Here is a 25271-nt window from a genome sequence, read left to right as displayed (position 1 = left end):
TAGACCGCCCATCGACGGAGAGGTGGCCGAGTGGTCGAAGGCACGCCCCTGCTAAGGGCGCAGACCTCTAAAGGGTCTCGTGGGTTCGAATCCCATCCTCTCCGCCACCCCCACACATCACTGCGTTTCACAGCTTCTCAGCACGTCTCGAAAGCCCAGCATAATCAGGCTTTAGCGTTCTCGGCGCGACTCATTCTGTGTCGACAGAACGCTCCGGATCTCATAACCTGTGTTGGGAGAAGTGTTAGGAGACGGCCGGTTTGGGCAAGCTTACGACAAGGGCCGTCGCGTCACTGACAGCGCCTGGACACCACGTCGACGGCGAGGGACTCGCTCTCGTCATCGGTCCACGTGGTGGGAAGTCGTGGATCCTGCGCACCATGGTCAGGGGCAAACGTCGCGATATCGGACTAGGAGGCGTGTCGTGGGTGTCACTGGCTGAGGCCCGTGAGAAGGCGCGGATTGCTCGCAAAATCGCCAGGGACGGCGGTGATCCTCTCTTTGTGCGCAAGGCCGCGTGCCCGACATTTGAGGAGGCGGCGCGACAGGTCCATGCCGAGCAGGTTATCGGGCAGGCCAAGAACGACAAGCACCGGGCGCAATGGATCAATACGCTCCGCGACTATGCATTTCCTTTGATCGGGTCGATCCCGGTGCGAGATGTTGTGCAGGCGGACGTGCTTAAGGTTCTGGCGCCCATCTGGACCGAGAAGGCCGAGACCGCACGCCGGGTCCGCCAGCGCGTCAGGACCGTTATCGACTGGGCCAGGACGGCTGGGCACTTCGAGGGCGTAAACCCAGTCGAAGGGGTCGAAAAGGGCCTAGCCCGGCAACGTGATCGTGTCACCCATCATGCAGCGATGCCTTGGGGCGAAGTGCCGGCGTTTCTGCCCACTGTCGGTGGAAGCACTGCGGCGCTGGCGCTGCATTTTTTGATTCTGACCGCCGCCCGAACTGGCGAAGTGATCGGCGCTCGATGGTCCGAGATCAACTGGAACGAGAGGCTTTGGATCGTGCCCGCCAATCGAATGAAGGCGAAGCGTGAACATAAGGTTCCGCTGAGCGACGTGGCGATGGCGGTGTTGGAGCAGGTCAGTGACCAAGACCCTGTTTTCGTGTTCCCCGGCGCCCGGCGGGAGAGCGGCCTTTCCAACATGGCGATGACCCAGCTCATGCGGCGCCTAGGGCGCGGCGATGTGACGGTTCACGGATTTCGGTCGAGCTTTCGTGACTGGGCCGAGGAACAGGGCAACGTGGCGCGGGAAATCGCCGAGATGTGCTTGGCGCACGAGGTGGGCAACGCCGTTGAGCGAGCCTACCGACGATCCGACCTCATCGAGAAGCGACGCGACCTAATGGCGCGGTGGGCGGCGTTCTGCGTGACTGACTCGGAACATGCCGTAGTAGGAGACCGTGGGGAATGACCGAAGTACACTTTCTACAGGGGGAGGTACTCGGCAGAAGCTTAGTCGAGTGGCAAGAAAAGGTCAGGCAAGCACTCCAACAGTTGGAGGTGCGCGGCGGGCCCCGGCTCGACGACAAACACCTCCTGGTGTTTGGGCTCGGTAGCGATTTGGCCTTTGAAAGGAGGGGCGATGCCACCGAGGCACTAAGGTCCCTAGAAACTGCGATCGGGCTTACGGGCCAGCTCAGCGTCGAGCTCGGTTCACTTCCACCATCCGTGCTTGAGCGGCTGGATGAACATTTGGGAATCATTGTCGGGGAGTTCGACGAGCGGGGCCAAGCAAGACTGGCAGTAAATGGACGCCAAACGTATCGCGACCTCATGCAGACGGTGAAGGCAGAACTCCAGGCTGAGCGCGATCGGGTGACGCAGGAGAGGAATGAATATTGGTCGGGGTCTGGAAAGAGCCCCCATATGGAGGCTCGGCTGATCGCTGTCCAAGTTGCCGAGATATATGTCGAACTGAGGCCAGGAAAAACACCCAGCATCGGCAAGAACTCATACGAGCCCACGACTCCGTTTACTCGTGCGGTTAGCGCCGTCTTCAAGCTGTTAGGCGTTGAGGTCTCATTCCGTAGCCCGTGCGCCTACGCGATCGAGGAGTTGAAAAGGCGCCAAGGGCCAAGTACCGAGGCCGGGGCATAAACTGCGCCGATTTATTGAGTTCGTGCAGGTACCGCCCGAGCCGCTGACAGCCGATCTTCCCTGATGACGCCGCGCACCTCTGTCCGGCGCAACTCATCTAGGAAGGCATCAAGATGGAAACTGACCGACTTCTGACTTTGCGTGATGTATCGCGATTGCTTGGAGGCACAAGCCGCGCCTCAATCTATCGACTCATAAAAGCCCGTCCGGGCTTCCCCCAACCCGTAAAGTTAGGTGCCTCGACCCGCTTTCGGGAGTCCGACGTTCAGGGCTTCATTGCTGGCCGGAACGCCTCAACCGGCGGGGCGGCCAAATGAACCAGGAAAACGTAACACGAGCGGCAACTTGTGCGAACTGCCGAGCGTTCGAACCGCAGCCTCAACGGGGCGGCCACAACGGCTCCTACGGACGGTGCAGACTCCACCCGCCCAAACCCTGCGATGACTTCGAACGTACGGCTTGGGTTTGGCCAAAAGTCGAGGACTCTGACTGGTGTTGCGACTGGTCCGCAGAGCCCAACAATCGTTGATGCCGACCACATCGACCTTCAAACTTCTCTCCCCCGCGGACATCGAGGCTCTTCCTGACTTGGAGTGGCTGGTCCGCGGGGTGCTGCCTGCGCCCGCGTTCGCTGTGCTGTACGGCGAGCCAGGCTGCGGCAAGTCGTTCGTCGCCCTCTCGATGGCTCTGGCCGTCGCGAGCGGCGGTGAGTGGCTTGGTCGTCCAGTGAAGCAGGCGAAGGTGCTCTATGTCGCCGCAGAGGGCGTGCTCGGTTTGAAAAACCGGCTTCGCGCCAATCGTCGCCTTCGAGGGATAAGTGAAGAGAATCTGCGCTTTGTAGCGGACCCCGTGATGGTCGCTGACTCGACTCAAGTTATTGCTCTAGTCCGCGACCTAGCAGCGGAGGGCTTCGCGCCTGGCCTCATCATCGTCGACACGCTGGCCAGAGTGGCAGTCGGAGTCGATGAAAACAGCGCCAAGGAGATTGGCGTCGTCATCGCCGGCTTTGACGACCTTAAGCGCGCGACTGACGCTACGGTGTTGGTGATCCATCACACCCGTAAGGATGGAGTTTCGGAACGCGGCTCTGGCGCCCTTCGGGGTGCAGCCGACGTCATGATCCAATGTGAAAAGTCTGGCGACGACATGTCGAGGGTAAGTCTCTCATGTTCCAAGATGAAGGACGATGAGCCATTCAAGACAGTTACGGCATTTCTGGAGAAGGTTGACTTGTCGAACGGCGCCAGTTCCCTTGTGCTCGGGGGACTTGCCGAGGCGTTCGGACTGGAGAGCGCCCACGCCGACGCGATCATCTGGATCCTCGAAACCCAATTTGCGGACAAGGGTGCGACGCATGGGGCTCTGAAGAAGGCTTTTGTCGCTGCAGGAAATGGCTCGGAGTCGAAGTTCGATCGGGCTTGGAGGGATCTGAAGGACACCGCCCGCGTGCGCCTCGAACGGGTCGGTGGCAAGGCTCTGATCTTCACGGGCAGTGTCAGTGTCAATCCAGTGTCAAACCAGTATCAGACACCTACTCAAACTAGTGTCATGTCACCCCCCTCTCTAGGGGGTGACACTGACACCAAGAGCGCGACATAGCGGAGGCTCCCTAGACAAGTACCGCTGCTTTTCGAAGCCATATGTGGCGCCATGCGACCGAGAAACACGGCAGGCGCATATAAGCTGGCTGGTAAGAGTTTCGGGCTCTACGGGCTTGCAAGCGAAGTGCATACGCCTAGTTGCAACCTTTCACAGGGCAGCCTTCGCCAAAGCCACTTTAGGGGTGTTGATCAGAGAGCGTAGGCTGTTAGGCTATTTCTAGTTTGGGAGGTCCAGCTACCGTGAACAACAACACCGCTTGGATGGTGATCGCCGTGCTCGCGATCCTCGTTTTTGCCTGGCTATCTAGGTATGAGATATCAACGGGTCAGGCATTTGCAATGCGGCTGGATAAGTGGACAGGCCAAGTAGCCAGTTGCCCTGGCGACGGATGTTGAAGGATGGTCGCTCCAATTCGAACATGACGGCTGGGACTGACTAAATGCGCCCCCAAAATGTACACTTCGAAACTATAGGGGCAACCGGCCGGACCACAAGGTCGCGTTGGCACGCTGCTAGAAGCAAGCCTCGAAAATAGCTACCTAGAGTTTGGACTATCTCGCGAGCAGCGGGCGGGAACTTACGGCGAGCAGGTCACAGCGTAGGAGACGACGCCTGGCACATTGCCATCGAATAACTCGCCGGCCGTCGTCACATCGAGGTGCGCACCGTTTATCTTGTATGCGTAGCTGCAGAAAGCGAAGCCGGTGCCAGAACAGAACACCGCCTCGGTGATACCGAGGTCATGCAAGTCGACCTGCTGGCCAAACTCCTCCCTAGCCTGCGGGACCGGTTCCCATCCCGCCGCCTGCAGTTTGTCTCGAGCTTCTGGGATCGGCAACTCGTAGACGTTTGGCACCACGACTGTGCCCTTACAGAAAGTGTCCTCGGCAGCGACCTTGTCGACAATCAGGCCTATGCTGCCCACCGAGATATCTGCCACCGGGTAGCCAAGATAGTCGCCACTCCAGAGCCGAACGTTGCCTCCCTCAAGCGGAACGAGGGCACCGATGACTGCGTCAGACTTACTTGCGGTGTATAGGATGGCTTTCAGTCGAGATCCGTCAAAGACGCCGATGTTGCCTTGTCGAACGGCGCAGGTCCCGCTGGTGCCGGGAATGAACTCACCGGCAAAGCTCACCAGTTGATATTCGCCGATGTCGACTTCTGACAAGACACCCCAACCGCGTTGCAGCACGTACCGACCGGCATCGGTCGTCGGACTCGACAAGTCGCTTGAGCAGTTGTCGTCGCTCCTAGATGGATGAGGTCCTTCTGGAAGTTTGGAAGCCTTTACTGCCATGATCTCCGGTATCTCAGAGACCACTTCCTGCCCGATCACCGCCTCAGGACCAGAGACAACCAAAAGTCCGACAAAGATGGAAAGGGCACCGACAACCTTGCTGAACTTCATCGAGAGGCTCCTTCTTGTGGTGAACCTCTTAGCATGCCGCTACAAAGCGCGCTGGACACTCGTATCCTTTCTGATCGTCCATCAAACCGGCAGCATCTCAAGAGTCCGTCAGATGGTTGGCAGTCCCGTCGATTTCTAGCAAACCTCGTGCCTGCTCTGCGCGCTTGCGCGCCGCACCAAGCCGGTCAGCAAAGTCAAAGGTGATATCGACTCGACCCTGCACCGCTGACAACACAGGCTTCTCCACCCGCAGTGCACGGCCGGCCGCTAGAATGCGGATCTCGAGGGGAAGCTTCGTGTTCTTGTAGATCGACGAAAGGAAGGCGTGGGCGTCGCCTTCAAAGACGTCAGGCAAGTCGGCGATTGCTTGGGCGGCGGCCGCTTCGAGTTCCAAGGTTCGGTTGTTCTTCCGACCAGGCGGACGGCCTGGTCCGGCGCGGTAGTTGCCGGTGCGTTTTGTCGGTGAAGAGGCCATAGGCGAACCTTTTCCGGGTTTCAACGGTATTATATTACCACATTTTGCGGTGATTCCAAGTGCGCCTTCCTCCTGACGCTCATCATGGTGGCAATTGAGCGCGACAGCTGTTGATAGCGGTGGACTGCATCGACCTTTCCTCGCACGGTGTCTTTGAATGTCACCTTTCCCGATCACCATAGTGCGTCCGTCAAATGAGACGTATCTTCGATGTCGAGCGTCACGCTTGTGGCGGCGCCTTATGGTTTTGCAGCCCTAGATCGATTTGGAATGCCGGATGATGAACCTGGTAGAGACGCTCGTTTGGCCCGTCCACCGGAGGGGCCGTGGCGGCGACGCCCACCTTGGCCCAAAGGCTTGCTATGACTAATGTCAAACTGGGACCACCCTACGGGGACCGACCAACTCTCACTTGTGAAACATAAATTCGAAAGATCGAGCGATGAACAGATATATGGTGAGTGTGCTGTGCGTCCTATTAGTTTGTTGCTTTTCTATCGTCCATTTTCCCGCGATGGCAGGAGATACGAAACTAGATTTCGGTCGCTACGGATCGGATCCAGCCTTGCTAGCTGCTGTCGTATCGGGCCTTTCGTCGGTTACTCCTTGCAGTGGAGACGTTGAATACATTGAAACAAAACTCGAAGATAAGTTAACGCTAAACATAATATGTAACGGTAAGAATGATGACGATTCAAACGTAATAATAACATTTATAGACTATGGAGATTATATCTTGTTATCCGAGTTCAATTACGCTGGATGATATAACTATTGGCGACGCTCCTCCCGTTTGAGGTGCTGATCATTTCTCAGACGGACTGGCGGACACGATGGGAAGTGATGGCGCAGTTGATCCCGGATGCGCCCTCTGGCGGTCGAACTTCGAAAGCGAAATCGCGCGAACTAGTCGACACCACCCTGTATTTCCCTTCGCGCCAAGGTCGCCTGGCGACTGCCCCTTGCCGCTAGACCTTCCACCGCTGCAGACCGTCTACTGCTAGTACCTGCGACGGCGGCAGGCCGCCGCGCACAAGAGCAAAGCCGCCGCTTGGAGACTTATGTGCGCCAGAACACTAGATTTGGTTTGATCTGGCTCTCGCAGAACTCCCGGAAGCCCAGCACGTTGCAGTGGCCTTCGTACTCGGCGAGCTTTGATTTCTTCAGGCTCTCGGGGATAACGAGGTGAACTCCGAGGCTTGCCATGTCCTCGATAGCGTTGCCGGCGATGTTTTCATCTACTGTTGAGAGGAAAAGGCGGCGCTTGCCGCCCATCTCACGCTCTACCTGCTTCCAGCGTTCGCGTAGGGTGGTCTTGGCACTCAGGATCAGGCCGGTTGCGGCGCTATCGCTTTTGCTGCTCAAGAAGGTGAGAGAGGGAAGGATGAAGTCGGGCCGCTTCTTTGCCTCGATGACCACCTGCTTCTCGAAGGGGATGTTGCCCCCGAGGAGCATTGCCTCGATGTGATGTTCGTAGGAGTAGCCGGCGCGTGATTTGCGTTGCTGGCTGGCGGAGAGCATGAGCGCATCAACGCGCGGAAACTCGTCGACGAGAGCTCTTATGATCTCGGAGGGGCTGAGATTGTTAGGCGTATCACCAAAGACAATACGCACCAGCTCGACAGAGCGTTCGCGGCGTTGATATTCACGAAAGAGTTCCCATTCGATGCTGCGGCTGATCTCACGCAGAACATCGCCAGGATTGTGCAGGGCGAAGGGATCCATATTTGGTTGGCCGGTCTTTTCGAGCCAAGCGCCTTGCGCCTTCAACGCGAGCTGCAGTGTAGTAGGCATCGCGGCATGGCCGCTGGCGAAAGAGGCGATTTTCCCATCGAGCCAGGCCGCGATGACCTGATCGGCAAAGTCGAAGACCTTGTCGCGTTCAGCGCCGCGGACGGCGGCAGGATCAAAGACCTGCACCAGAAACTCGGGATCGAGACTAAAACTCTCGGCGAGCAGCTCCGCTTCGTCGCTGCCTGAGTCGATGGTTAGGCACTCATACTCGTGGCCGGTCTTGCCTGTGATGCGTCCTATCACAATGAAAGAAGCGGGAAGGAGATCGCTGAAGTTTTCCTGAGGCAGGCGGGTCAGATGGGTCTCCTGTCCCTTGCTCGTGTAGTGGACGAGCCTTGTCTCGCGAACCTCATTTACCTGCGGCCAGAAGGTTCGAAAGAATGTCTCTCGGATAGTATGGCCATCCGGGTCCCTCAGGGGCTTCTCGGCGAGCTCGGGGAAGAAACCACTGTCACGCTCGCGGTGCGGGATATAGACACCGGCTTGGTGCTTGTTGGCAAAGCGCGCCCAATCTCGATCGTTGTTCGACAACTTTTTAACGAAGACGAGGTCAGCCTTACCAATAAGGGCGACAAGAAGGTCCGCATCGGGGCCTGATTGCTCAAACGCAAATTCGCTCTGCTGGCTCATAAGTAGCCTCTGATCTCGCCAGTCACGGCGTTGCCGCGCAGGAAGGTTTCCGTGCGGTCCACAACCTCCCCAAAAGCAGGCCGTGTCTTTCCTTTGAGAGCGCACTCCCAGATGACTAGGTCGCGCCAGCCTGCGGCATCGAGCTGTCTTCTTACCGTTGCATCGCGGGTTCGGTTGCGCTCGATCTTGGCGCTCCAAAATTCTGGTCTGGTAGAAGGCATCTTGAAGAGGTGGCAATCATGGCCGTGCCAAAAGCAGCCATGGACGAAGATCGCGGTATGCCAGCGTGGCAGTATAAGGTCCGGTTTGCCTGGAATGTCCTTCGCGTGCAATCGAAAACGAAAGCCGCGAGCATGAAGTCCTTTTCGAATCTGCAGCTCGGGCTGCGTGTTCGCGGCCCTGATGCTGGACATCATGCGGCTGCGTGTAAGCTGGTCTACGACATCAGGCAATTTCGTGGGCCTTCTCCTCTTCGACGATGCGCACTTCCGGCGCCAGTACGAAAGGTAGCATGTGTTTTGCAACAGCTTCGACGACGGGGACAACAACCGCGTTGCCGAACTGCCGGTAGGCTTGGGTGTCTGAGACTACGATGTTGAAAGGCCCGCTACCTTGACTCTCAAAGCCCATCAGCTTCGCACACTCGCGTGGCGTGAGCCGGCGCGGATTTCTGAGCGGCTGAGCGATGAGGATTTCCGAGCCGTCCTTGTGATAGCGAGCGGAAAGGGTACGTGCGACATCGCCCTTTCCAAAGAGCCCAAAACCAAAGCCGTTTCCCGCCTTACGGTGTTTCTCGGCATAAGCTTGGAGATAACTCCAGAGGTGATCTGAAAGCGTATAGCGCTCATGCACCTTGCCTTCTGGGCCGAATGTATAACGCTCATCACCTTCGATGCTGCCGTCCTCGGAATGAAGGATGGAGGCCAGCGTTGGCCGTGAATCGGGAAGCTCAAGCTTTGAAAAATCAAACGCATTCTTCTCACGCCAGCCGACAATAAAGATGCGCTCGCGGTGCTGGGGCACGAAGCTGCGGGCATCTATGATCCGCGTCTCGACGTGGTAGCCAAGATCCTCCCTGAGGGTCTTCATAATGATGTCGAACGTGCGGCCCTTGTCGTGGCTCTTCAGGTTCTTGACGTTCTCCAAAAGGAACGCCTTGGGGCGGTGATGCTGGATGATGCGGGCTACATCGAAGAACAGCGTTCCCTGGACGTCGCACTGAAAGCCGTGCGCACGGCCCAGTGAGTTCTTCTTTGATACGCCGGCGAGACTAAAGGGTTGGCAGGGGAAGCCTGCGAGCAGAACGTCGTGCGCGGGGATATCAGCCGCGTCGATTGCCGTGATATCGCCCGCGAGTTCATGATCGAGCTGGTAATTCGCGCGGTAGGTCTCTTGCGAAAAACGGTCCCACTCTGACGTGAAGACGCAACGCCCCCCGAGTGGCTCAAACGCGCGGCGGAATCCGCCGATGCCGGCAAAGAGGTCAACAAAGGTAAAGCTGGAAGAGGGAGGTTGCGGCTGTCCCATGATGCGAAGCAGATCAAGGACACTCTTTCTTGGCTCCTGCTCTCCCGCCTCAAACCGGTAAACTTGGCGCTCCGTGTAGCCAAGTTGGCGCGCTGCCTCCCTAATGGTGAGGCCGGCTTGAAGCCGAAGGTCTGAAAACAACGTCATAGGCCACCCTTTCCTCAGCACGATTCGCTGGGTCGATTTATGACATTGTGTCATAAGAACAAAGAAAGAACAATAGTTAAAAATTGAAAATCCACAACGAATTCAATGGCATCCATTTCATTTTTGGGCGCCTCAGACCGTCACGGATTTGCCGGAAGGGAGAGAGGTCAGACGGTGGTTTCGATACATTATCAAAATGTATGAAGCTGGAATCGTGTCCATATTGAAAATCTTTCTGGAAACAGCTACATTCTTGCAAACAAGGAGAAGATCTGTGCGTGATAAAAGACAAAAGTTTGTGGAACTAGCCGAGGCCCGCGTTGGCAAGGCCTTGAAAGACCTGCAGCTTATTGGCAACCTTTCGAACAAGGCGGCCTACGAATTTACTGACGCTGACGCGAAGAAGATTTTTGCGGCGCTACAGAAAGCGATTGATGGGGCTAGGAGCCGGTTCACAAATGACGGGGAGAGTGGCGGGGGCGGATTCAGACTATGAGCAGCGCGCACGCCTGGCAGTGGCCCGATACGGGTCCGACGCCGGTCAGCTATGGCCTCGATACCGAGATCTATGACTCGGAAAAGTTTCCGCATGCAGAGACGTTTGTGCGCGAGGCGATCCAGAATAGCCTCGATGCACGCGCGGACAAGAAACAGCCGGTGCATGTCCGCTTTGGCTTCTTCGATGGTCCACTCGGCCCCCGCGCGGCGTTTCTGGCGGATCTCCAAGCTCATAAGCATAGCTGCGGTCTGTCATGGCCCGAAGAATGGGCGGAGGGGCGCATGTCGTGGCTTCTCGTCGAGGACAGCAATACGTCCGGATTGAAGGGAAGCTTGACCAGTCGCATCAGCGACTTCTGGAACTACTGGCTCAACTTCGGCATATCAAACAAGACGGGGGCAGGGCGAGGCGGACGCGGTATCGGCCGTGTAACGTTCCTCATCGCGTCCGGCATCAGCACAGTCATTGGCATCACTCGTCGCGCAGATGGCAGTGTTGCCGCGTGTGGCATGAGTGTTCTAAAACCGGTGATGGAAGGAGAGGCTTTCAAGAGCAGCTTCGCCTATCTTGCCAAGCCACCGGCCGGCAGCATTTATCCGCTCTATGACGACCCAAAGTTTTTGCAGGCGCTCATCGAAAGTTTCAAGGTCACCGACTACAGACCTTCGGGGAAGAGCGGCCTTTCACTGATCGTTCCGTATCCGCACCAGAGCCTTACTCCCGATCGTCTGATAGCAGCAGCAATCGCACACTTTGCCCCTGCGATCATTTCCGGAAGCCTGGCTCTTGAAGTCAACGGCCAGGTTGTCGACCACTCCAGCATCGACGTTCAGGCCCAGAGGGTTGCCGCGGAGTTTCCTCCAGGCCCGATGCGCGAAGATGCTGTTCGGTTGTTGGCCCTAATCCGCCATTCGAGTCAGCCCCCCCATCTGGTGATCGCAGTCGCCGGCATGAACCTGGAAAAGTCATTGACGCAGGAGGCGCACGAAAAGCTGCGTGCCGACTTCCAGCAGGCAGATCGACTCTGCCTAGCAATCGACATTCCTGTCACCCGCAATGGAAAGACCACAACCTCGCGGCTGCACGCTGCCATTGGTCATACCCCGATGGCGCGTCGGCCGGCCGACCTGTTTTTCCGGGAGGGTATGTGTCTTCCTGAGGTGTCTGCCCGAAACTCTGCTGATGTTGATCTTGCCATTCAGTCAGATGACGGCGAGATCGTTTCCTATCTCAATTTCTGCGAGGGCAAGGCCCACCTTGGCCTGATGGAGAATAAGGAGGTCCGAGAAAAGCTCATCGAGAACGGATTTGGTGACAATGTTACCATCAAACGTTTCGTGCGCAACCTCATGGACACACTGCGGGCGCTGGTCCTTCCCGATGCAACAAAGCCCGATGCGTCTGTATTCAGCACTTTTTTCTCGCTGCCGAAACTAGATGGCGTGACCAAAAAGGGACAAGGTGGCGTCAAGGGGCCAAAGGGCAATCCGCCACCTCCTCCAACCCCGCCGGTTGTGCCGAAGCAACCGACCATTTTCATCGTCGATGAACTTCCCGACGGATTTCGCGTTCGTGCGAACAAGGAACAGGCCAACTGGCCTGCCAACCTTTGGGCTCAGGTTGCTTACTCTGATGGTTCGCGCAGCCCGGCTTGGAGCGAGTTTGACTTTGACCTGAACAAGCTGCCAACCGAGCAGCAGGGCGCTGCCGGCAAAACCACTATTACCAAGAATGTCTTGATCGTTCGCGATTGTGGCTCCGACTTCCAGATGGAAATTCGGGGCTTTGATGCGCGACGCGAACTCATCACTAACGTGAAAGGGTTCCGCAATGCGTAAGACCATCCGGCTGACCGGGCGAAAGCAACTTGCCCAGTCGGCGTTCGAATTCCGGTTCTCGGAAGTGAACGGCCGGCAGGTCGGGACACTGGCCGTGGCGGACCTGGCTGCACTGAAGAGTTTTCAGGTAGACTCCGAAATCCGCGTCAAGATTTCTGAGAACAAGCTGGTCCGGATTCTCCGCTTCGGGACCGTGGGTCGCCCGGTCACTGTTTGTGATGTCGACAGTGGTACGTTCCGCGCGCCATCGTGTCAGGTACGCATCGTGGACCGGTCCAAGGACAAGGACGGTTTGCTCCTTGGAAGCACTAACACTTGGACACTTTCATCGGCAGGCGATCCAGATGGAATTCTTCTCTTCCAGCCCGCCGCGATCGCGCCGCGTCTATGGAAGCTAGACATTCGTGATCAGGACAAGCCGGTTCTCTACATCGATGAGAAGATCCCTGACGCGGCCCTGTGGGCCAAAACGGACCCGATCTTCGCTGCCTGCGTTCTGCCGGCGGTGATAGCCGAGCTCATGGGCGTGATCCTCGATTCCGACGAGCCGCCGGAATCCGGCTGGGAATCCGACTGGATGAAATGGGCCGATGATTTCATGCCCGGCGGCGTGCCCCCGTACAAGGGATCTGCACAAGAACAAAAAGCTTGGATCGATGAACTGGTGGGCGCCTTTGCCGCTCGTCACAACCTGTCAGGCAACGTACTGCAAAATCTCGCGACTACTGGAGAGAAGGCCCAGCCATGACAACATACCGATCGCTCTATCAACTTACGTCCGAAGGTCTACGGCTCTACGAACTCGTGATGACGCGTCAGATTGCGGAGGAAGTTCTGGAGATCGCCAATCCGCTACACGCAACTCCGGTAGCGGGCACCCGCTCTTTCGAGGTCAAAGACTTCAAGACCGCCAAGGAGATGGCAGTCGCTGTGTGTGCCGCCTTCGACAAACTCGATCCGCAAGAAAGTGCTTCTAATACAGGTCTTTGGGCGTGGCTGACCTTTGTTATGATTGACGTCATTTTCCCTTTGACGAAAGCTGTTCGGGAGTTCAAGGCCTATTATCGCTGGTATCCCAGTCCTCCGAATGAATACGACGTTGCCCAAAGACACCTCGTGCGAATGCCCGTGCTGCTCTACGCGGCGTTCGGTGACGATGCTGATCATATGATTTGCGGAAAGCCATACATCGGCCCGGAGATCCGTGAGCAACTGACCAGTCAGCAGGACATGTTTACGCTGAATTTTCAGCGTGCCTGCCGTGCACTCTACTACGATGAGAAGGCGGCACGGGTGAAACGCGGTGTTTCCTCTAAGAAGCTGCCCGGTACCAGCCGCCGGCTAGCCGCGGTTCGGAAACAACTCGACGTTACCTGGGACATGACAGATCTTTCATCAGAACGAATCCTTGAGCTGCTGCCGGCTGAGTTCTCGCAGTTTCTTGAGAGCAGGGCGGCGCAATGAGTGAACCATATTCAATAGCTCAGCAGGCAATGGCCCAGCTCAAGTCTGCAATCTGGCTTCTGCTCAGCCAGTCACCAAGCGGGCTGACCAATGCCGTGATAGGACGCTCTCTCGGGATCTACTCCGGGCACGTTGGACATGAGGGACATATATCCCGAACGCTGCTCGCGATAATGGAAGCTGAGGGCGTCGTTGAGCAGGCCCCCTCGGACAAGACATGGAAGCTTCGCGACCATTCGGCAGACCCAAAGGACGTGTAGTTTGATTTGACGGCTTCCTAGTCCCTTGCGATGGGCGCGATGGCGCGCATTTGCCAAATCAGGCCCAAAGTTTCTTGCAACCATTTCGCGTCAACTTCACATTTCTTCAGCAGGTCATGGAGCGCGAAGGAGGGGGGTGGGGCCAGCGAAAGGCCTCCTGCCTTGCAAAAGAACATGGGGGTGGGGGGTATGAGAATTTGGCGGTGATAGCTTGGTGCAATCAGCGGCTGCTCGTCGTCTTTGCTCCTTCAACTCGAGCCCCCCGCATTGGCAAGGCAGTTCCGACACGAGGAGAACGAGAGTGTTGGTGCATTTGTTGGTAGAAACCAAACAGTAGGAACAAATAGCTAACAAAAACATATACTTATAGACTATGTACTATTCCCATCCTCTCCGCCACTCCATCCACAGCTTCGACCCACCACCGCCCCTGCCTCTTCGCGAGAGGGTCGACGCGTCGTGAAACAATGCCTGTAGCGCATAAACTATTGATTTAACGGCTAGAATTGGATCAACCAAGATCCCGGTGGTGGCATTGAGTTGAGTCTGATGCAGTGTGGCACCGAGTTTTCGGTCACCACCGAGCTGCTGAACATCCGCCTCAGCGGCTCCAAGGAATCGCGGCGTGGTCCGCGTGGGTGATCTGGCTCGCCCACCAAAAAAATGAAAGGCCCAGCAAGGAGGTGGACTCCCGCTGGGCCTAACCAATTCGAGACGGCGAGGTCTCGAACCGGCAGGCGGACCCCTACGCTCTTCGGGCCCCGTGCGCAAGCACTAAGCGGGCGCTAGAGGTGATGGCACCGCGCCGTGTGTCCATCGCCCACCACCGTGGCCTCGGGCATGGTCTCGCGGCAGATGTCGGTGACCCGGGGACAGCGCGAGGCAAAGGGGCAGCCCCGGCTCTCAGCGGTCCACAGCGGAATATCCGTTGCACGGCGGGCACTTGAGCCGGTGATCTTGTTCTTCGGGTTGGGCACGGACTCGATCAGCAACTGCGTGTAGGGGTGCAGGGGGTTGGCGGTGATCGCCTCGCTTGGTCCTTGTTCGACCACATGCCCGGCATACATTACCGCCGTGTCTTCCGCGAAGTAACGCGCCGTCGCGATATCATGCGTGATGTAGAGGCTCGCGACCTTCCGCTGCTGCTTCAAATCCTCGAGCAGGTTGAGGATCCCCAGCCGCACCGACACATCCAGCATCGAGGTCGGCTCGTCCGCGAGCAGCACCGACGGCTCTACTGACAGCGCCCTTGCAATCGCCACGCGCTGCCGCTGCCCACCCGAAAGCTCATGTGGCCGACGTTTGAGGAACTCCGCCGCGGGCACCAGCCCGACCTGCAAGAGTAGCGCTTCGCTGGCCTCGCGTACTTCCTTGCTGGAGAGCCCGTGCCGGTGGATTTTTAGGGGCCGCTCAAGATGATAGGCGATCGATTGCGTCGGGTTGAGCGAGCCGAACGGATCCTGGAAGATCATCTGCACCTGCGCCCGATAGGCATCCAGCGACTTGCCCCTGAGGGGCGCCACGTCGCCATCGCGAAACAGCACCTGGCCCGCAGCGGGCGAATAGACCCGCGACAACAGCCGCGCGCAGGTGCTCTTGCCCGAACCGGATTCGCCCACCAGCGCTAGCGCTCGTCCTGCCTCCAGCCGCAGCGATACGCCCGACAGCGCGCGCAACGTCGTGCGTTTGCCGACCAGCCCGCCGAGTTGGAACTCCATGTCCACGGCGCGCATCTCGAGCACGGCGCTCACTTCAGCAGATGACATGCCGCTTGCCCTCCCGTGACTGGCGTGGGCTGGAGCAGGGGCACCCGCGTCATGCAGATCGGTATTGCCTCCCCGCAGCGCGGCGAGAACCTGCAGCCCCCGGGCAGCGCGGAAAGGCTCGGCGGCGTCCCTTCAATCCCTTCGAGCCGCACCCGCGGTCCGGTCAATGGCGGAAACGAGCGCCCAAGCGCCCGAGTATAAGGGTGTTGCGGCGCGGTGAGGATGGAACTGGCCGGCGCCACCTCCACCAGTTCGCCAGCATACATCACCCCGATGCGGTCGCAGAATTCGATCATCAGCCCGAGGTCGTGGGTGATGAACAGCACCGAAAAGCCAAACCGCGCCTTGAGATCGCAGATCTGTTCGATGATGTCGCGTTGCACCACCACGTCGAGCGCGGTGGTCGGCTCGTCCATGATGATCAGCTTCGGTTCCAGCGCTAGCGCCATGGCGATGCAGATGCGTTGCCGCATGCCACCCGAGAACTGGTGCGGATAGTCGTCGAGCCGTCGTGGGCTAATGCCGACCAACTCGAACATTTCCGCTGCGCGAGCCCTGACAGCCTCGCGGCCGAGATGCGGGCGGTGGGCGACGATGCCGTCCTCGATCTGCTCGGACACCGGGATCACCGGGTTCAGCGCGTTCATGGCGCTCTGGAACACAAAGCTCACCTCGCCCCAACGATAGCGGCGGAGGCGGTCCTTGCTGAAGGCCAGCACGTTCTCGCCGTTGAAGCGGACCTCTCCACCGGTCACCAGCCCCGGCATCCGCGTCAGGCGCGCCAGAGCAAAGGCGACGGTGGATTTGCCGCAGCCGCTTTCTCCGGCCAGACCGAACGCTTCACCCGCTTTGATGTCAAAGCTGATGCCGTTGACGGCGCGCGCTACGCTATTGTCGCCGACATAGTCGACTGTTAGGTCACGAACTTCTACCAGTGCGGGATCAGACAACGTCCACACTCCTGCCACGGCGCCGGAGGAAGCGGCGCATCGGTCCGGCGCGGCGTGCTGCTCGCAGCTGCGGGCTGGTGATTTCGTCCACTGCGAAGTTGATCAGCACCAGCGCCGCGCCGGTGATCATGATGGCGATCGCCGGTGGCCAGATCTCGTACCACGCGCCGGTCTGCAAAGCCTGCGCCCGCATCGCCCAGTAGAGCATCGTGCCCCACGTCACGGAGTTGGGGCTCCCAAGCCCGATGAACTCCAGCCCGGCTTCCGCGAGGATGCCGTAGATTGTCGCCAGCACGAAGCCGCCGACCACGAACGAGCTCATGTTGGGCAGGAGCTCCATCAGAATAATCCGCCACTTGCTCTCGCCCATCAGCTCGGCCGCCAGCACGAACTCGCGGTTCTTCAGCGCCAGCGTCTGCGTGCGAATGGTGCGGGCACTCCAGCCCCACCCGGTAAAGGCGAGGACGAGGCCGATTATCGTCGGCGACGCCTCCTCGATGAACGAGGCAAACACAATGATCAGCGGTAGCGCTGGCAACACCAGAGACACGTTGACGAAAAACGTCAGGATCTCATCGGCCTTGCCGCCGAAGTAGCCCGCCGATATCCCCACCGCGAGCCCGATCAGCGTTGCGCTGATGCCCGCAACAAATCCCACCGTGAGGCTGGTGCGTCCGCCCTCCAGCAACTGGCTGAACACATCCTTGCCCTGTCGCGACGTGCCCAGAAAGTGCTCCACGCCAGGCTGGATGTGCGGCTTGCCCGAGCGCCTGTAGGGATCGTACGGCGTGATCAGCGGCGCGAGTGCCGCCAGCACGACGAAGATCAGCAGGATCGCCAGGCCGAACAGGCCCTTACGATTGGTCACAAATGTCTGCAGCGGCGCTGGCCAGCGGCTGATCAGGCTGGGTTTGACGTGGATGCCAAGCTCAGCCATCAATGCAGCGGGTTCCGGAGCCCTTGCGGTGCTCATGTGCTCATTCATCACGAACGCCCTCCAGAGCGCAGGCGGGGATCGAAGATGACGTTCAGCACATCCGACGCGAGGTTGGCGACAAGGACGCTTCCGGTGAGGAGGATCAGCTGTGCCTGGATGAAGGTGTAGTCACGCGCCTGGATGGCATTGAGGGTGAACTTTCCCAGCCCCGGATAGTTGAACACCACCTCAGTTATGAACGCGCCGCCAAGCACATAGCCGATCGAGAGGGCCAGCGAGGTGATCTGCGGCAGGATGGCATTCCGCGCCACGTAGCGGTAGCGCACCCTGCGGTCCGAGAGGCCCTTGGCCTTTGCCAGCACCACGAAGTCCTCGTTCAGGAGGTTGATCATGGTGTTGCGCATCCCGAGATGCCACGAGCCGAAATTGACCAGCACGATCGACGCCACCGGCAGCACTGCATGCCACGAGACACTGGCGACCGTCTCCCAGTTGAAGCCAGGCGTGAGGTTGATGTCGTGCGCGCGGCCGAGCGGAAAAATCGCCCATTCGAGCGAGAAGCCGTACCAGAGCAGCAGCGCCACCACTGCGGGCGTGAAGGCATTCATCATCACGTTGATCGGTGTGAACACGGTGTCGAAGAACCCGCCGCGATGCCACGCTGAGTAGATGCCCATGGTGATGCCGATGACGAAGGAAATGGCTGTAGCAATGCCAACCAGCAGCAGCGTCCAGCCGGCAGCGTAGAACAACAGGTCAGACGTCGGCTCCGGAAAATTCACCGTCGAGATGCCGAAATCGAAATGCGCCAGCTTCCAGAGGTAGTTCCAGTACTGGTCCCACAGCGACCCTTCGAAACCATAGGTCTTGCGAATGGCCTCGACCTGGTCGGGACGGAGTTTCCCTCGCAGCGCCAAGAGGATACGCGTCGTCGGATCGCCCGGCATCCAGCGCGGAATGAAGAAGTTGAGGGTCACCGCCACGAAGAACGCTGCGAGATAAAAACCCAGTCGTCGCGCCAGAAATCGCATCTTCGATCAAGCTGCCCGCTACCGGTCCCTCACCTGAGGGATACGAGGAAGATGGCCCTGTCCCCAATGGGGGCAGGGCCGGTTGAAGGCTACTTCGCTACCGGGGTGAGGCTCAGCAGCACCTTGACGCGCTCGTGCACGCCCGACGGGTTGTTCGGCCGTGCCCAGGCGTTCGACGCATCCGGCCAGCCGGTGAAGTTGCGGGTCGAGTACTCGTACCAGGCGGGATTGGAGAACAGCGTGATCAGCGGCAGGTTCTCGGCCACCTGCTTCATGACATCAGTGATCTTGGCCTTCTGCACGGCCACGTCGGCCGTGGCGCTGATATCGGCCAGATCGGTCTCGATCGCGGGGATTTTCATCTGGTGCATGGCCTGCTCATTGAGCGTGCCGGGGTTCATTGAGCGCGGGTTGAACATTGAGTAGTAGGTGAACCACGGCGTCGACGAGAGGTTGGTCCACATGATGTAGACGTCAAAGTTGCCAGTCGGGATGTTGTCGAACCAGGCACCCTCATCGGGCGTCTTCATGTCGGCATTGATGCCGATATCCTGGAGGTTCTCCGAGACGGTCTGGAGGGTGTTCACCCAGTCGTCCCAACCAGCAGGGACTTCCATCGAAAACGCGATGGGCGTGCCGTCGGGCTCGTCGCGCCAGCCGTCGCCGTCCTTGTCGATGAACCCGGCATCGTCGAGCACCTTCTTGGCGGCCTCTGGGTCGTAGTTCATCAGGTACTGGTAGGGGGCCAGCGCCGCATCATCGATCCAGTCCTTGTAGAACATGCCTTCGCCGATCGGGTACTTGGCAGGTGTGGTCAGGCCGAACGTCGCCACATCGACCAGAGTTTGCCGGTCGATTGCCATCGACATGGCCTTGCGGAACTCGAGGTTGTTGAACGGCGCCTTGGTGGTGTTGAGCTGCAGGTTGGTGCCCGCGTCTGGCGGCAGCCAGTAGTGATTGTCCGCGCTCTTGGCGGTGAAGGTCACGTCCGGATCGGTGATGCCGTCAGTGGCCCAATCAAGATCCCCATTGGTGATCGCTGCAATCACCTGCAGATTGTCCGAAAGCTGCGGATACTCGATGCAGTCGATCTTCACGTCGGCTGCTTCCCGATAGAGCGGATTCTTGCACAGTTTGAAGGAGTTGCGGGAGAAGTCGCGCACTTCAGTGAAGGGACCGGTCGCCACGACCTTGGGGTTCGCGTAGTTCGCCGGGTCGGCGATGTCTTTCCAGATATGCTCTGGCAGCGGGAAGACGGGGCCGATGTTCAGCCGTGCCAGGGAATCTGGCTTCTTGAGCTCAAAACGCACCGTGTGATCGTCGACGGCCACCACATTCACCAGGCTGCCGGTGTCTGCTTCCGCGTTGTAGATGTCATATCCGACGGGGAAATCGGGGTGGGCCTTGGCGTACTTGAAGGTGAAAACCACGTCGCTCGCCGAGAACGGCTCGCCGTCGGACCACTTAACCCCTTCCTGGAGGTGATAGGTGACGCTCTTCAGGTCGCTGCCGAGTTCATATGACTTTGCGAGCGCCGGGAAATCGTGGTCGGGGTGCCAGACGTTGTCGATCCACAACGGTTCGTATGCAAAATCCTGAACGTAGGCGTGCGGGCCGGCGAGATTGTACGGGTTGTAGTTCTCAACCATCGCATCGGTGTGCACCGGCGCCATGCGGATGATGACTACCGCGTTTGCAGCGCTGGTCAGCGCGGTTCCGGTCAGTGCCGTGGCAGTGAGGAGTGTCAGAAGGCGCAGTCGGCTCATTTCAGGTCTCCTATGGGATCGATCTCATTAAAGTGTCAGAACGGCAAAGGCGAAGTCACGAGGGGCTATCCAGACAGGCTGGCTGGGGCGGGGCCCACACTGTCACGGATGATCAGTTCGGTGGGAATGCTGAATTCACGTGCCGTAGGGGCCTCACCGTCGAGCAGCGACAGCAACAGCCGTGCCGCCAGCCGCCCAGCCTCATCGACGGGCTGTCGGACGGTGGTCAGCGCCGGCGTCAGGTGCCGGGCATGAAAGTTGTCATCGAAGCCAAGGAGAGAAATATCCTCCGGCACACGCTTGCCGGCGCGCTTCAGCGACAGCAGGGCACCGGCCGAAATGTCATCGTCACCCCCGAATATCGCCGTGATTCCAGGATGCTCGACCAGCAACGTGGCAGTCGCTTCTGCTCCGAACCGTTCCTCGAAATTGCCGTGGATGACGAGGATATCGTCAATCGTCAGCCCATGCCGCGCTAACGCATCTGCCGTCCCCCGAAGCCGTTCGCGCATGTCGCGATAGACCAGCCCGCCCGAGAGGTATGCGATGTTGCGGTGACCGGCGCGGAGCAGAAACTCCATGCCGTCGCGGGCGCCCGAGAAGTTGTCGATGGCAATCGCCGCCCGCGCCGCCGGGCACTCGTCGCCGCCGATGCTGACCACCGGGATGCCTGATTGCTCAATGACCGCCAGCACATCCTCGCCCAGCGGGTTCTCGAGATAGAGGATCAGCCCGTCGCATGAGCGGTCGATCAGCTCGAGGATGGCGCGCGCCTCCTGGTCCGGGTCGGCGTAGCCCGAGGAGACGAGAAAGCTCTTGTTGGCGCTGCGGCAGGTCAGCTGGATGCCGCCGATCATCTGCGCATAAAACGGGCTGCCGACATTGACCACCACGCCACCAATGAGATTGGAGCGGTTGGAGCGCAGGCCGCGCGCCATCGTGTTGGGCCGGTAGCCCAATTCCGCAATCGCTGCTTCGACGGCTTTTCTGGCGCTTTCGGAGACGTAGCCGCTGCCCGCGATCAGACGAGAGACGGTGGAGCGCGAGACCCCTGCCTTTCTCGAAACGTCGGTGATTGTGGGCATGGGCGCCTCGCCATGAGATCGATCCCACATTTGAGCGCGTGGTTTCCCGGCTTGTCAATATCGATACTGCGCAGATGCTCGCCTAGCTGAAAGCAGACGCCCCGACCAAGGCGGCAAAACCGACGAGCACGACCGAGGCCACACGGGGCAGCAGATGCGAGCGCGTGCTCCCAGACAGCGCTCCAATCGACCGTCCCAGGACGATCCAGCAAAAGCCGACCGATGGCACGGCAGTGGCAAAAGCGACGAGGAACCAGGCGACGGAAGGCGAAGCGAGGGGGATAATGCTCAGCGCAAAGATCAGGGCCTTGGGGTTGAGCAGCGTGGCAATAAACACCGTCCTTACGCCCACCACCTGCGTGGCTGCCGTCAGTGTCCCATTTCGCTGCCAGAGCCGGACTGCAGTCCACACGAGGTAGATCGCAACTGCCAGTTTCAGCCCGGCACCCAGCAGCGGAAAACTGTGAAACACCGGCGCAAGAATGAGCCAGATCGCGGCAATCGCAATGAGATAACCGGCCAGTTCACCAATGAGGAGCGGCAGCGATCGCTGCACGCCCGCAAGGGCCCCCGAGGTCGCCAGCAGCGTATTGGTGGGGCCGGGCGTTCCCAGCAGCGTGAGCACCGCCAGGAGAAATAGGACTGGATCCGTCACGAGAAGGCGCCTCCCGAAGTCGCGCCTATCAAGCTGAGATCCATCAATGAGGCAAGCGGTGCATCAGCGCAGGTAGTGGGCACGCATTTGTCGAGGCGTGAGCCCGTAAGCGTTGCGGAACTGCACATAGAACTGGCTCAGCGCGGTGAAGCCCGATTCGAACGCCACGTTCTCGATCGACAGACTGCCCTCGAACAGCAGCGAGCGGGCCCGGATCAGCCGCATCCGGACCACGAACTTGTGCAAGGGCACGCGCATGACTTCGGTGAAGAGGTTCAGCGCGTAGTTCGGATGGAGGCCAACGACCTTGGCGACGTCCTCTGCGCGCAAGGGTTCACTGAGGTTTTCAAGAATGTGCCGGATCATCGCCACAACGTAGCGGAGCGGCGATGCGGCGCGCGCCGCAGTGCCGACGCTCTCGATCCATGGCGCCATCAAGATGTCCCAACCCGTTACTGCCGCTCGGCGCAGCATCAGCGCAATCTCTTCTTTCAGGATGTCCGCGCGCTCAGCGTCGCCACTGCGATAATCCTGATACCAGCGCTGCAGCGTGTCGGCACCGAGCGTTCCAGGATTCAGCGCCACCACACCGCCCCCCATCATGGTTTCGGTGAGTTTGCCCAGATTGTGCATGTGCAGGAAACTGTCGAGCGGCAGGTAGACGTTGCACTGCCGGCTCTCGCCATTTGCCCCGGTATCAAGCGCCACCGTCTGGTGCGGAATGCCCGCCCAGAACATCACCAGCCGCTGCGACGGCACGCGGATCGGGCGCCCGTCGATAACGTAATCCATGCTGCCGTCGGTCAGCCAGTTCAGTTCGATATGACCATGCAGATGCTCATGCGGCATGATCTGCGGATCAAACCAGCGGATGCCGAAGCGGCCGAACGCCTGCGTCTGGGCATAGAACTGCCGGTCGGGGCGGGGAACCGGCGCAGCGGCCTTCTCGCGGGGGCGTGCCGGAGGGAAGTGCTGGAGAGCTTCGTTCATCTTGTCTTTAAAAACCGGAAATACTCATTCAGATAATCGGATTGTTCCTGCCTTGGCAAGGGCTACCATTTTGTAGCGGAGACAATCGTCGGTGGGTGGAGGCCCGCCGCGAGCGCGCGTCGCGCCGTCTCATGCATAGGGAGGAATCATGCGAAAACACCTTATTGCCCTTGGCGGGGCAAGCCTTTTGCTTGGCGTGTCGATGCTCGCCGCGCAGGCTCAGTCGGTGACTCCGGGCGAGTTGCCCGACCCACCGCAGTTTGACGCCCAGGGGACACCGAACTTTGTCGGCGTCTCTGACATCATCGAATACAAGGCGCTGCCCGAGTACCACGAACCCGATTTCGTCAAGGCGTTCGTCGATGCCGGCAAGCTGCCGCCCGTGAAGGACCGCCTGCCCAAGGAGCCGATGGTCTTCAAGGCAAGCAACATGCCTGACGGTATCGGCGTCTATGGCGACGTGATGCGTCACGTCATCGGCGGCCGTCCGGAAGGCTGGAACTACATGGCCGGCCAGTCGCAGGGCTGGGGCGGCATCGATATCGGCACCATGGAGTGCCTGACCCGTACCGGTCCGCTGTTCGAGATCAAGGCCGACGAACTCGCCCCGATGCCCAACCTCGCCAAGAGCTGGGAATGGAGCACGGACGGCCACACGCTGACCATGCACCTCGTTGAAGGCGCCAAGTGGTCGGACGGCGTGGAGTTCACCTCCGACGACGCCATGTTCTACTGGGAAGACAACGTCGTTGACCCCAACGTATCGCCGCTCAACGGCGCCACCCCGGAGAGCTTCGGCGAAGGCACGACCCTTGCAGCGCCCGACAAGTACACGCTCGTCTGGACCTTCAAGGAAGCCTTCCCGGCCCAGTACATCTACCAGATGGCCTACGGCACGTTCTGCCCGGGTCCGGCTCATATCTTCAAGCCGCTCCATCCCAAGTACAAGGCTGGCCAGACCTACGATCAGTACAAGAATGCGGTCCCGCCAGACTGGATGAACATTCCGGTGATGGGTGCCTGGGTTCCTGTGACCTACCGCCCCGACGATATCATCGTGCTGCGCCGCAACCCCTACTACTGGAAGGTCGACGACCAGGGTAACCAGCTGCCGTACCTGAACGAAGTTCAGTACAAGCTCTCCACCTGGGCCGATCGTGACGTGCAGGCAGTTGCCGGTACGGGCGACTTCTCCAACCTTGAACAGGCTGAGAGCTATGTTGAAGCCCTGAAGCGCTCGGCAGATCCTGCAGCTCCCGCACGTCTCGCCTTCGGTGCCCGCACCATCGGCTATTCGCTGCTGCCGAACCTTTCGGCCAATGGCTGGGGCGAACCCGACGCACGCGGCGAAGCCGTACGTGAACTGAACCGCAACAGCGACTTCCGTCTGGCCGTCACGTCCGCTCTGGACCGCAAGGCTCTGGGCGAAAGCCTGGTGAAGGGCCCGTTCACCGCCATCTATCCGGGCGGCCTCTATGCCGGCACGACCTATTACGACAAGGCGTCGACCGTCTACTACCCGTACAATCTCGATGGCGCCAAGGCGCTGCTTGAGAAAATCGGGCTCAAGGACACGGACGGCAACGGCATCGTGAACTTCCCCGCTGATACCGCCGGAGTTGGTGGCAAGGACGTGGAAATCACCATCCTCGCCAACGCCGACTACCAGACCGACAAGTCCCTTGCAGAAGGCGTGATCGCACAGCTCGAAAAGCTCGGCCTGCGCGTCATCCCGACCTTCCTGCCCGGTACCCAGCGTGACGCAACCGAGCAGTCGGGCAAGTTTGACTGGACGGTTCGTCGTAACGGTTCGGAACTGATCTCCGTGGTTCAGGGCACGCCGGCGCTTGCGCCGACCGGTCCCCAGATCGCATCGAACCATCGTGCTGGTACTGACGGCACGCTCGACCTCCTGCCGTGGGAACAGCAGATGGTGGACGTGGTCAATCAGTTCATCGCGAACAAAGATGCTGCGGCTCGTGTCGACCTGATGAAGCAGTACCAGAAGCTGTTCACCGAGAACGTGGCAGCGATTGGTCTCACCCAGTATCCGGGTGCACTGATCATCAACAAGCGCTTTGCCAATATCCCGGCCGGCGCTCCGATCTTCATGTTCAACTGGGCTGAAGACAACATCATCCGTGAGCGCGTCTTCGTGCCCAAGGACAAGCAGCAGAACCTCGAGCTCTCTCCCAACACCCTCCCGGGTGCACCTGGCTCGGCCGGACCGGAATCTCTTTAGTCGGTCTGATCTAGCCTAGGGCAGGGGGCTCGCGCCCCCTGCCACCTTCACAAAAATCGGCTTCGGGTGCGCCGCCGGCATCCTTCGCTGAC

General features: G+C 59.4%; 22 protein-coding genes and 1 tRNA gene. 10 read left to right on the top strand and 13 right to left on the bottom strand.

Features of this window, described 5'->3' with window-relative positions; translation table 11 throughout:
* Window positions 1–16: 16 nt before the first annotated feature.
* The 5 genes from ACO06J_RS08810 (at window position 17) to ACO06J_RS08790 (ending at window position 3709) form a co-directional block, all read left to right on the top strand.
* Window positions 17–107: transfer RNA gene (locus ACO06J_RS08810), tRNA-Ser, on the top strand.
* 153 nt (window positions 108–260) lie between these two features.
* Window positions 261–1424 (top strand): tyrosine-type recombinase/integrase, encoded by a 1164-nt coding sequence (locus ACO06J_RS08805; protein ID WP_421760326.1) that lies wholly within the window; start codon window positions 261–263, stop codon window positions 1422–1424.
* Window positions 1421–2110: a hypothetical protein gene (locus ACO06J_RS08800; RefSeq protein ID WP_421760325.1), complete on the top strand. Its 690-nt coding sequence runs from the start codon at window positions 1421–1423 to the stop codon at window positions 2108–2110. The genes ACO06J_RS08805 and ACO06J_RS08800 overlap by 4 nt, the downstream gene beginning before the upstream one ends.
* Window positions 2111–2223: 113 nt before the next feature.
* Window positions 2224–2427, top strand: coding sequence for a helix-turn-helix transcriptional regulator (locus ACO06J_RS08795; protein ID WP_421760324.1), 204 nt, complete (start codon window positions 2224–2226; stop codon window positions 2425–2427).
* Window positions 2428–2638: 211 nt separating this feature from the next.
* On the top strand, window positions 2639–3709 hold the full coding sequence (locus ACO06J_RS08790; protein ID WP_421760322.1) for an AAA family ATPase: 1071 nt from the start codon (window positions 2639–2641) through the stop codon (window positions 3707–3709).
* Between the two features lie 580 nt (window positions 3710–4289).
* On the opposite strand, the gene ACO06J_RS08785 is transcribed toward ACO06J_RS08790, so the two are convergent.
* From ACO06J_RS08785 to dcm, 5 genes are all read right to left on the bottom strand, one after another.
* On the bottom strand, window positions 4290–5123 hold the full coding sequence (locus tag ACO06J_RS08785) for a hypothetical protein (protein WP_421760321.1): 834 nt from the start codon (window positions 5121–5123) through the stop codon (window positions 4290–4292).
* Between the two features lie 97 nt (window positions 5124–5220).
* Window positions 5221–5517, bottom strand: coding sequence for a hypothetical protein (locus ACO06J_RS08780; protein ID WP_421760320.1), 297 nt, complete (start codon window positions 5515–5517; stop codon window positions 5221–5223).
* A 1140-nt stretch (window positions 5518–6657) separates the two neighbouring features.
* Window positions 6658–8022 carry a type II restriction endonuclease gene (locus ACO06J_RS08775; RefSeq protein ID WP_421760319.1) on the bottom strand — a complete coding sequence of 455 codons (1365 nt, stop codon included), beginning with the start codon at window positions 8020–8022 and terminating at the stop codon, window positions 6658–6660.
* A complete protein-coding gene (locus ACO06J_RS08770) occupies window positions 8019–8474 on the bottom strand; it encodes a very short patch repair endonuclease (protein WP_421760318.1) in 456 nt (151 codons plus the stop codon). Before ACO06J_RS08770 ends, ACO06J_RS08775 begins: the two co-directional genes overlap by 4 nt.
* Window positions 8467–9696 (bottom strand): DNA (cytosine-5-)-methyltransferase, encoded by a 1230-nt coding sequence (dcm, locus tag ACO06J_RS08765; protein ID WP_421760317.1) that lies wholly within the window; start codon window positions 9694–9696, stop codon window positions 8467–8469. Before dcm ends, ACO06J_RS08770 begins: the two co-directional genes overlap by 8 nt.
* A 196-nt stretch (window positions 9697–9892) precedes the next feature.
* Between dcm and ACO06J_RS08760 the strand changes: the two genes are divergently transcribed.
* The 4 genes from ACO06J_RS08760 to ACO06J_RS08745 are packed head-to-tail and all read left to right on the top strand — an operon-like array spanning window position 9893 to window position 13497.
* The gene (locus ACO06J_RS08760; protein ID WP_421760316.1) at window positions 9893–10192 is read left to right on the top strand and encodes a hypothetical protein; all 300 of its coding nucleotides are present in this window, start codon (window positions 9893–9895) and stop codon (window positions 10190–10192) included.
* On the top strand, window positions 10189–12033 hold the full coding sequence (locus ACO06J_RS08755) for a hypothetical protein (RefSeq protein WP_421760315.1): 1845 nt from the start codon (window positions 10189–10191) through the stop codon (window positions 12031–12033). Before ACO06J_RS08760 ends, ACO06J_RS08755 begins: the two co-directional genes overlap by 4 nt.
* Entirely contained in the window at window positions 12026–12781 is a 756-nt protein-coding gene (locus ACO06J_RS08750; protein ID WP_421760314.1) for a hypothetical protein, read from the top strand. Before ACO06J_RS08755 ends, ACO06J_RS08750 begins: the two co-directional genes overlap by 8 nt.
* Window positions 12778–13497 carry a hypothetical protein gene (locus tag ACO06J_RS08745; protein WP_421760313.1) on the top strand — a complete coding sequence of 240 codons (720 nt, stop codon included), beginning with the start codon at window positions 12778–12780 and terminating at the stop codon, window positions 13495–13497. Before ACO06J_RS08750 ends, ACO06J_RS08745 begins: the two co-directional genes overlap by 4 nt.
* 1045 nt (window positions 13498–14542) lie before the next feature.
* On the opposite strand, the gene ACO06J_RS08740 is transcribed toward ACO06J_RS08745, so the two are convergent.
* From ACO06J_RS08740 to ACO06J_RS08705, 8 genes are all read right to left on the bottom strand, one after another.
* The gene (locus ACO06J_RS08740) at window positions 14543–15523 is read right to left on the bottom strand and encodes an ABC transporter ATP-binding protein (RefSeq protein WP_421760312.1); all 981 of its coding nucleotides are present in this window, start codon (window positions 15521–15523) and stop codon (window positions 14543–14545) included.
* A complete protein-coding gene (locus ACO06J_RS08735) occupies window positions 15505–16473 on the bottom strand; it encodes an ABC transporter ATP-binding protein (RefSeq protein WP_421760311.1) in 969 nt (322 codons plus the stop codon). Before ACO06J_RS08735 ends, ACO06J_RS08740 begins: the two co-directional genes overlap by 19 nt.
* Window positions 16466–17446, bottom strand: a complete 981-nt coding sequence (locus tag ACO06J_RS08730; protein ID WP_421760310.1) for an ABC transporter permease — start codon at window positions 17444–17446, stop codon at window positions 16466–16468. Before ACO06J_RS08730 ends, ACO06J_RS08735 begins: the two co-directional genes overlap by 8 nt.
* Window positions 17447–17457: 11 nt before the next feature.
* Window positions 17458–18441: an ABC transporter permease gene (locus tag ACO06J_RS08725; protein WP_421760309.1), complete on the bottom strand. Its 984-nt coding sequence runs from the start codon at window positions 18439–18441 to the stop codon at window positions 17458–17460.
* A gap of 89 nt (window positions 18442–18530) precedes the next feature.
* On the bottom strand, window positions 18531–20207 hold the full coding sequence (locus ACO06J_RS08720) for an ABC transporter substrate-binding protein (RefSeq protein ID WP_421760308.1): 1677 nt from the start codon (window positions 20205–20207) through the stop codon (window positions 18531–18533).
* A gap of 65 nt (window positions 20208–20272) precedes the next feature.
* Window positions 20273–21292, bottom strand: coding sequence for a LacI family DNA-binding transcriptional regulator (locus tag ACO06J_RS08715; RefSeq protein WP_421760307.1), 1020 nt, complete (start codon window positions 21290–21292; stop codon window positions 20273–20275).
* Between the two features lie 82 nt (window positions 21293–21374).
* Window positions 21375–21947, bottom strand: coding sequence for a LysE family translocator (locus tag ACO06J_RS08710; RefSeq protein WP_421760306.1), 573 nt, complete (start codon window positions 21945–21947; stop codon window positions 21375–21377).
* Between the two features lie 63 nt (window positions 21948–22010).
* Window positions 22011–22937 carry a helix-turn-helix domain-containing protein gene (locus ACO06J_RS08705; RefSeq protein ID WP_421760305.1) on the bottom strand — a complete coding sequence of 309 codons (927 nt, stop codon included), beginning with the start codon at window positions 22935–22937 and terminating at the stop codon, window positions 22011–22013.
* Between the two features lie 148 nt (window positions 22938–23085).
* On the opposite strand from ACO06J_RS08705, the gene ACO06J_RS08700 reads away from it, so the two are divergent.
* The gene (locus tag ACO06J_RS08700; RefSeq protein ID WP_421760304.1) at window positions 23086–25179 is read left to right on the top strand and encodes an ABC transporter substrate-binding protein; all 2094 of its coding nucleotides are present in this window, start codon (window positions 23086–23088) and stop codon (window positions 25177–25179) included.
* The last annotated feature ends 92 nt before the right edge of the window (window positions 25180–25271 follow it).

The sequence above is a fragment of the Devosia sp. genome, assembly GCF_965229025.1.
Lineage (GTDB): Bacteria > Pseudomonadota > Alphaproteobacteria > Rhizobiales > Devosiaceae > Devosia_A.
The sequence above is the reverse complement of the archived record's forward strand: the minus strand, read 5'-3'. Positions and strand labels throughout refer to the sequence as shown.

Excerpts from the sequence above, each read along its gene's own strand:
- ACO06J_RS08750 (WP_421760314.1), top strand. The coding sequence starts at position 12,026 with ATGCGTAAGACCATCCGGCTGACCGGGCGAAAGCAACTTGCCCAGTCG.
- ACO06J_RS08730 (WP_421760310.1), bottom strand. The coding sequence starts at position 17,446 with ATGAGCACCGCAAGGGCTCCGGAACCCGCTGCATTGATGGCTGAGCTT.
- ACO06J_RS08800 (WP_421760325.1), top strand. The coding sequence starts at position 1,421 with ATGACCGAAGTACACTTTCTACAGGGGGAGGTACTCGGCAGAAGCTTA.
- ACO06J_RS08745 (WP_421760313.1), top strand. The coding sequence starts at position 12,778 with ATGACAACATACCGATCGCTCTATCAACTTACGTCCGAAGGTCTACGG.
- ACO06J_RS08705 (WP_421760305.1), bottom strand. The coding sequence starts at position 22,937 with ATGAACGAAGCTCTCCAGCACTTCCCTCCGGCACGCCCCCGCGAGAAG.
- ACO06J_RS08720 (WP_421760308.1), bottom strand. The coding sequence starts at position 20,207 with ATGAGCCGACTGCGCCTTCTGACACTCCTCACTGCCACGGCACTGACC.
- ACO06J_RS08790 (WP_421760322.1), top strand. The coding sequence starts at position 2,639 with ATGCCGACCACATCGACCTTCAAACTTCTCTCCCCCGCGGACATCGAG.
- ACO06J_RS08700 (WP_421760304.1), top strand. The coding sequence starts at position 23,086 with ATGCGAAAACACCTTATTGCCCTTGGCGGGGCAAGCCTTTTGCTTGGC.
- ACO06J_RS08785 (WP_421760321.1), bottom strand. The coding sequence starts at position 5,123 with ATGAAGTTCAGCAAGGTTGTCGGTGCCCTTTCCATCTTTGTCGGACTT.
- ACO06J_RS08760 (WP_421760316.1), top strand. The coding sequence starts at position 9,893 with ATGTATGAAGCTGGAATCGTGTCCATATTGAAAATCTTTCTGGAAACA.
- dcm (WP_421760317.1), bottom strand. The coding sequence starts at position 9,696 with ATGACGTTGTTTTCAGACCTTCGGCTTCAAGCCGGCCTCACCATTAGG.
- ACO06J_RS08795 (WP_421760324.1), top strand. The coding sequence starts at position 2,224 with ATGGAAACTGACCGACTTCTGACTTTGCGTGATGTATCGCGATTGCTT.
- ACO06J_RS08755 (WP_421760315.1), top strand. The coding sequence starts at position 10,189 with ATGAGCAGCGCGCACGCCTGGCAGTGGCCCGATACGGGTCCGACGCCG.
- ACO06J_RS08740 (WP_421760312.1), bottom strand. The coding sequence starts at position 15,523 with ATGTCATCTGCTGAAGTGAGCGCCGTGCTCGAGATGCGCGCCGTGGAC.
- ACO06J_RS08715 (WP_421760307.1), bottom strand. The coding sequence starts at position 21,292 with ATGCCCACAATCACCGACGTTTCGAGAAAGGCAGGGGTCTCGCGCTCC.
- ACO06J_RS08725 (WP_421760309.1), bottom strand. The coding sequence starts at position 18,441 with ATGCGATTTCTGGCGCGACGACTGGGTTTTTATCTCGCAGCGTTCTTC.
- ACO06J_RS08775 (WP_421760319.1), bottom strand. The coding sequence starts at position 8,022 with ATGAGCCAGCAGAGCGAATTTGCGTTTGAGCAATCAGGCCCCGATGCG.